The organism is Plasticicumulans sp. (assembly GCF_035331805.1).
Taxonomy (GTDB): Bacteria; Pseudomonadota; Gammaproteobacteria; order Competibacterales; family Competibacteraceae; genus Plasticicumulans.
Genome location: NZ_DAOLKE010000233.1, coordinates 1 through 5,709 on the forward strand (window position 1 = coordinate 1; position 5,709 = coordinate 5,709).

Annotated in this window: 6 protein-coding genes and 2 pseudogenes; 1 reads left to right on the forward strand and 7 read right to left on the reverse strand. The window is 65.2% G+C overall.

The genetic code is table 11. The features are described 5' to 3' along the window. Positions 1 to 181: 181 nt before the first annotated feature. The 6 genes and pseudogenes from PKE44_RS14065 to PKE44_RS14090 all read right to left on the reverse strand — a co-directional run bounded on the left by PKE44_RS14065 (position 182) and on the right by PKE44_RS14090 (position 4,383). Positions 182 to 409 carry a glycine zipper 2TM domain-containing protein gene (locus PKE44_RS14065; RefSeq protein ID WP_324552258.1) on the reverse strand — a complete coding sequence of 76 codons (228 nt, stop codon included), beginning with the start codon at positions 407 to 409 and terminating at the stop codon, positions 182 to 184. Positions 410 to 667: 258 nt separating this feature from the next. Continuing rightward, complete coding sequence (locus tag PKE44_RS14070) at positions 668 to 934, reverse strand: hypothetical protein (RefSeq protein ID WP_324552260.1); 267 nt, start codon at positions 932 to 934, stop codon at positions 668 to 670. 54 nt (positions 935 to 988) lie between these two features. After that, positions 989 to 1,357: pseudogene (locus PKE44_RS14075) on the reverse strand (HepT-like ribonuclease domain-containing protein). Then, positions 1,314 to 1,619 carry a nucleotidyltransferase domain-containing protein gene (locus PKE44_RS14080; protein ID WP_324552263.1) on the reverse strand — a complete coding sequence of 102 codons (306 nt, stop codon included), beginning with the start codon at positions 1,617 to 1,619 and terminating at the stop codon, positions 1,314 to 1,316. Before PKE44_RS14080 ends, PKE44_RS14075 begins: the two are co-directional and overlap by 44 nt. Positions 1,620 to 2,307: 688 nt before the next feature. Further along, on the reverse strand, positions 2,308 to 3,438 hold the full coding sequence (locus PKE44_RS14085) for a PEP-CTERM sorting domain-containing protein (protein ID WP_324552265.1): 1,131 nt from the start codon (positions 3,436 to 3,438) through the stop codon (positions 2,308 to 2,310). A gap of 339 nt (positions 3,439 to 3,777) precedes the next feature. Further along, a complete protein-coding gene (locus PKE44_RS14090; RefSeq protein WP_324552267.1) occupies positions 3,778 to 4,383 on the reverse strand; it encodes an MliC family protein in 606 nt (201 codons plus the stop codon). 195 nt (positions 4,384 to 4,578) lie between these two features. On the opposite strand from PKE44_RS14090, the gene PKE44_RS14095 reads away from it, so the two are divergent. Beyond that, positions 4,579 to 5,442, forward strand: coding sequence for an SDR family oxidoreductase (locus PKE44_RS14095; RefSeq protein WP_324552269.1), 864 nt, complete (start codon positions 4,579 to 4,581; stop codon positions 5,440 to 5,442). A gap of 117 nt (positions 5,443 to 5,559) precedes the next feature. On the opposite strand, the pseudogene PKE44_RS14100 reads toward PKE44_RS14095, so the two are convergent. Beyond that, positions 5,560 to 5,709 (reverse strand): annotated as a pseudogene (locus tag PKE44_RS14100) (ACP S-malonyltransferase); the annotation flags it as partial.

A 5,709-nucleotide genomic window follows, 5' to 3' on the forward strand; every position in this document is an offset into this window, starting at 1 on the left:
GCGCACGATGAACCTCATCGGGGATGTTCCGGACGGTGACGGTGGCCATGGCAGTCTTTCCAGGGAGCGTGCTGTCGATGCTGTCATCGCTGACGGGTGACATCAACTTGCCAGCGCCGAGGATCGATCTTCTTGCCCGCCTTGCCGGGAGCCTCCGCTCCCGGCCTCTGCGAAAGGCAGTTCAGTAGCGATACCGCCGCTCGGGCTTGCTGACCTCGTGACCGACGACGCCGCCGACGGCGGCACCGCCGACCGTGCCGAGCGCGCTGCCGTTGGTCAGCACGGAACCGGCGACGCCGCCGATGGCGGCACCGGCCACGGTGCTGCGGTCCTGATGATTCATGCCGGCACAGGCGGCGAGGCTGGCGGAAAGCAGGCCGGCGATCAGGAAACGAGTCGGTGTGCGCATGATTTTCGGACTCCCGGGTGATGGCTTCATGACGACCCCGTGGCAGGAGTGACCGGGCTTCATGCACAGAGGTTCCGCAGCGGGCGACGGGGGCGGGGAGGGCGGCGATGGTTGCATGGCTGGCACCGACACACTGGCCATGCGTCGGGAATGCCGGCAGGGGTTGGAGCCGGACCGGTCGCACCGTTGTTCCGTGAGTCCCGGTGCGGACGAGCAGGCGGTTCTCGCCCGCGCGCGTGATGCGGTACAACACCCCCGTCACGACCCGGCCTGCACCCGCGCACGGAGGCTCCCATGCCCGCTCCGATCTTCATCAGCTATCGCCGCAGTGATACCGCCGGGCACGCCGGGCGTTTGCTCGATCGCTGGTTGCACTAACGGGACAAGAGCGAGTTTTTCTTCGATGTCTGCGCGGTCGAGGCTGGCGAAGCGTTTCCTGAAGCACTCGAACAGACTGTCGATGCAGCGCGGTTGATGCTGAAGGAATCCGCTGCCGCCTTCGCCGCAATGCTCGCTGCCCGGCATTCGAACGAACGGGACTGACGACATGGTCCGGCAATCACTGGCAGAACTTTCAGATCAGTTGCTCGCCAGTCTTGCCTGCAATTCCATCAGCAATTCGGGTATTGCCAGTTCGACCGTATTCCAGAGGATGTCGCGGTCGATGTCGAAATACGCATGAATCAGCCGGTTGCGCATGCCGATGATTGGGGCCTACGGAACATCCTTCAGTTCGGCACGGGGTTCTGCGCTGATTCTTCCGGCAGTTTCACCGATGATCTCGACCAGTCTCGCCAGTGCCAGGCAAAGCATCGCATCGGCATCGAGGTCTGCACGCGTGTGTCCAGCCGCAAACTGCCGGGCCTGTTCGGCCGCCTCGATCATGTGCTGCACGCGCCAGCGATCAGTGGGCGACATACTGCGCCACCGCCGTGCGCACCACATCATCCCGGAAATGCCGGCTCGATTCCGGCGCGGTGCGCAAATCCACCCGTCGGCCGCCGAGCATCACCGACAGTTCCTGTTCGAGTCGCGCCATGTCGAGCAGCGTCGGCCGGGCGTCGGGGGCGAATTCGACCAGCAGGTCGATATCGCTGTCCGGGCCGGCTGTGCCGTGCAGGCGGGAGCCGAATAGGGACAGGCGGCAGATGTGGTTCGCGATGCAGAACTGCGCGAGCGTGGCTTCGTCGAGGTTCAGGTCGGGGTGCATCGGTTTCGCCTCGTGGAGGACCGGGCCGGATGAGCCTGTCGGCCTGCCGCCGTCTGCGCCCGGGCCGGCGCGGGTCGCCTTCGGCGCGCACCGTGCAGGCCCGCAGCATACCGGCGGCATCGCGCACACCGTAGCCGGTCCTGACTGCCATCGGCACGCAGGCCTGCATCTGCGCAGGCCCGGAGGGCTCTGTCCGGCAATCCTGCCCGCCAAGCCCTGCCGGCAAAACCCCCTGAAAAGCTTCGGGCCGGACGCCCGGGGCCGGTGCGCCGGGGTTCTGCTGCCCCTCCCCGAAGCCCGGTCCGAGTCCGTCGATGCCGGACACGATGCGGCCGGCCTGCCGGGCCGCGGTGCGGTGGTTTGCGGCAGGATCGTCGGAGCCGGGCCGGGCGTCGCGGCTGTTTCGGGCGGGGCCGGCGCAGCCGGACGCTGCGGCGGCCTCGTTCCGGGCCTCGGGAACATCCTCTTGAGGAGTTGCCACGGGCCGTGGAGGTGAGAAACCCCGTTCTTGCGCTGTGAGAGTGCAAGAGCGGGGTTGGCAAATCGGGTGAGCGGGTCCGCAGGCTGGTCGAGGCTCGAAACCTGGCCTCCACCCTGCAAGCGTCATCGATCACCTGCCAGCAAACAGTCTCATGAATGGAATGTACGAATGGCTGAAGTGTCTCTGCAGACTTTACCGTTCTGGTAATCAGCAGTTACCGTCGTAACGCATTCCGTTGTATTTGAACCGGCGCAAATGCAGCAGACCAAGAAGACCGGTGCCGATCAGCATTAAGGGTGCAGGTTCTGGAATGCTGGTACTGGAGCTGGGAATCACGTTGAGCAAAAGTGCATGGTAATCACCATTGCTTTGACGACCATAAGCGGCGATTGATCCTGATTCATTGATGTCGTAGGCAATCCGGATGAGCCAGCCGGAGGCCGGATCAATCAGGTCATTCAGGTCGAGCAGGTTGCCGCTGGAATACAGGAATGCGTGATAGATAGAGCCGGAAATGTTGGATGAGCCAACCACGACACCGGCATCGTTGATCGCATAAGCTTCGCTTGTCGTCCCGCCAAGGGTGCCGATATCCTGCATGATACCATTGCTGTACAGAAAGGCATGGCGCAGGTTGCTGCCGACGGGATAGGCATAGCCGACGATCTGGCCGGCGTTGTTGATATCTGCGGCACTGCTGTTGGTGCCGCCCAGCGTACCGATGTCGACCATGCTGACGCCGTCATATACGAAGGCGTGGTAGTTGGTGCTGCCGGTCACTTCAGAATTTCCGACAACCTGGCCAGCATCGTTCATGCTGTTGCCCTGACTGTTCACCCCGCCCAGGGTGCCCAGATCCTGCATGATGCCGTTACTGTACAGAAAGGCATGCCGGGTCGTGGCATTCGTGTCCGAAGCCCCGACGATCTGGCCCTGGTTGTTGATGACGCGGCCGTAACTGTTTGGACCACCAAGGGTTCCAAGATCGGTCATCAGACCGCCCGAGTATGCGTAGGCGTGGTCGGCGGTATCACCGGTGATCTTTGCGGAACCTGTAATCGTTCCGGCATCGTTGATGCTGTCGGCAAAGCTGGTGGTGCCACCCAGCGTGCCCAGATCCTGCAACCCCCCGTTGCTGAAAACGACGGCGTGACTTGGGCCGGAGAACTGAGGCAAGGATTGACCAACAACCGTGCCTGATTCGTTCAGGCCGCGGGCGAGACTGTAATTGCCAGACAGTGTGCCAAGATCGACTACGCTGTAGACCGGAGTGGCTGCAGCCGCAGTGGCGGCCGTCATGGCAATCAGAAAAAGCGTGATGGGACGAAGTGACTTCATGTCGGAGAATCCGCAGGCCATTGGAAAACGCCAATTCGCGTGCGCTTCGTGGCCTTCGGACGATCGCGCGCGCAGGCGGTCAGTGCGCTGGCAACAGGTAGAGGACGAAAGATCGGGTGAAACGGCAGTTTGCCTTCGAGAGACAAGTACTGGAGCCTGGTGCATTCTTGCCGGAATTCTTGCACGCGGGCAGGCCGTTACCGAAGCAATGCATCCACCTGATGAATGGTCTTTGCTGACGCAGGAATATTATCCCGTCTTGAATGGATATGGTCAATTTCTTTATTTAATCAATTGCATGCGGCATGCCGTGAACTGCCATGGCGGCAGTGCATCCGCTCACTTCGCCGTCTGGCAGACCATCTCCTTCGCCCCGTATCCCCACACCACGCGTGCCTCGCCGTGGTGTTCCCGGAAACTCTCGTTCGGCCCCTGATACTTCGCTCCGCTCGCCGCCGGCTGCAGGACCATCAGCGAACTCTGATCGCCGCGTTCGGCGATCAGCACTGGTGGATCAGTCTGGAAGAAAGTTGCGACGATTTCGTCCGACGGCTTGCCGTTGCAGGCGTAGCGCACCGGGCCGGTGGCGGGCACGAGGCGGTAGCGGGCCTGCAGTCCGGCGATGCGCAGCGTGTAGGACTCGCGCACGCAGGCAGCTTTGTCCTCACTCTTCCCGCAATCGTCGCGGCCTTTCACCCAGCCGCGCTGTTCGGCCCTGAGCATCGGCGGGGGCTCGTAGGCGGCCTGTTTCGCGGCGGCGGCGTAGACCGCGGTCAGCTTGCGATCGAGCGCCGACAACTGCGCATCGGCGCAGACCAGTGCCGCGATGCTGTCGGGTTTGACCTTGCTGCAGTCGAAGGACGGGCCGGCAGGCGGCAGGTCGGCGGTGGCGCTGCTGCAGGCGAGGCCGAGCAGCGCGGCGGTGCAAAGGAGGCGGGCGAGCATCGGGGACTCCGGAGGGCGAGGGCGGCGGATGCGGTCTTTCCGGGGGGAAGCGGCCTCACTGTAGCCAGCGGCCGGCGGCTGTCCGGCCTTGCCGTTCCCGGCGGCAACCCGATGTTCCGGGAGAAAATCCGAACCCCGCCGCGATCCCGGCCTCGAAACCCTGTCCGTCCCCCCGCGGGCAGAGCAAGAGGTCAGATGATGATGAGCGAATCCCGTCAGACGCTGCCGCCGCAGCAGCAGGACCGGCAGCCCGGACTGCAGGGCGCAATGCAGCCGCAGCCCGATACCCGGCCGCGCTACCCCGGCAGCGGCCGGCTGCGTGACCGGGTCGCGCTGATCAGCGGCGGCGACAGCGGTATCGGCCGCGCGGTCGCGCTGGCGTTCGCGCGCGAGGGCGCCGATGTCACGATCCTGTACTTCAACGAGCACCAGGACGCGCACGAGACCGTGCGGCTGATCGAGGCCGAAGGCCGCCAGTGTCTCGCGATCGACGGCGACATCGGCAAGCCTGCGTTCTGCCGCAGCGCGGTCGCGCAGACGATCGAACGCTTCGGGCGGCTCGACGTGCTGGTCAACAACGCCGCCGAGCAGTATCCGCAGGAGCGCATCGAGGACATCAGCCCCGAGCAGCTCGAACGCACCTTCCGGACCAACCTCTACGGGCAGTTCTTCCTGATCCAGGCTGCGCTCGCGCACCTGCACGAAGGCGCGGCGATCATCAACACCACGTCGGTGACCGCCTACCACGGCAGTCCGAAGCTGCTCGACTACTCGGCGACCAAGGGCGCGATCGTCGCCTTCACGCGCTCGCTGGCGCTGTCGCTGCTCGAACGCGGCATCCGCGTCAACGCCGTGGCGCCCGGACCGATCTGGACGCCGCTGATTCCGGCGACCTTCAGCGCCGACGAGGTCGCGAGCTTCGGCGCCCATACGCCGATGCAGCGCCCCGGCCAGCCCGACGAGGTCGCAGCCAGCTACGTGTTCCTCGCCTGCGCCGACAGCTCGTACATGGCCGGGCAGGTGCTGCACCCGAACGGCGGGCAGATCGTCAACGGCTGAAGTCCGGCCCGGGGCCGGACGCCGGTCCGGCCCCGTAGCAGCGGATCTCTTGCCACGCCCGGCGAGGGCGGTGGGTGGCCCGCCGCGGCCTGCGCGCCGGCACGGCGGCCGGCGGTGTCAGCCGAGCATCCGTGCCACCCAGCCGGCTGCGCCGTCGAGGCTGCGGAAGTCGGCGACCGAGCGGGCGGCGAGTTCCGGGTGGCGGTCGCGGGCCATGCGCGACAGGCCGCTGCCGGGGCCGAGTTCGAGCAGCACCGTGCAGCCGCG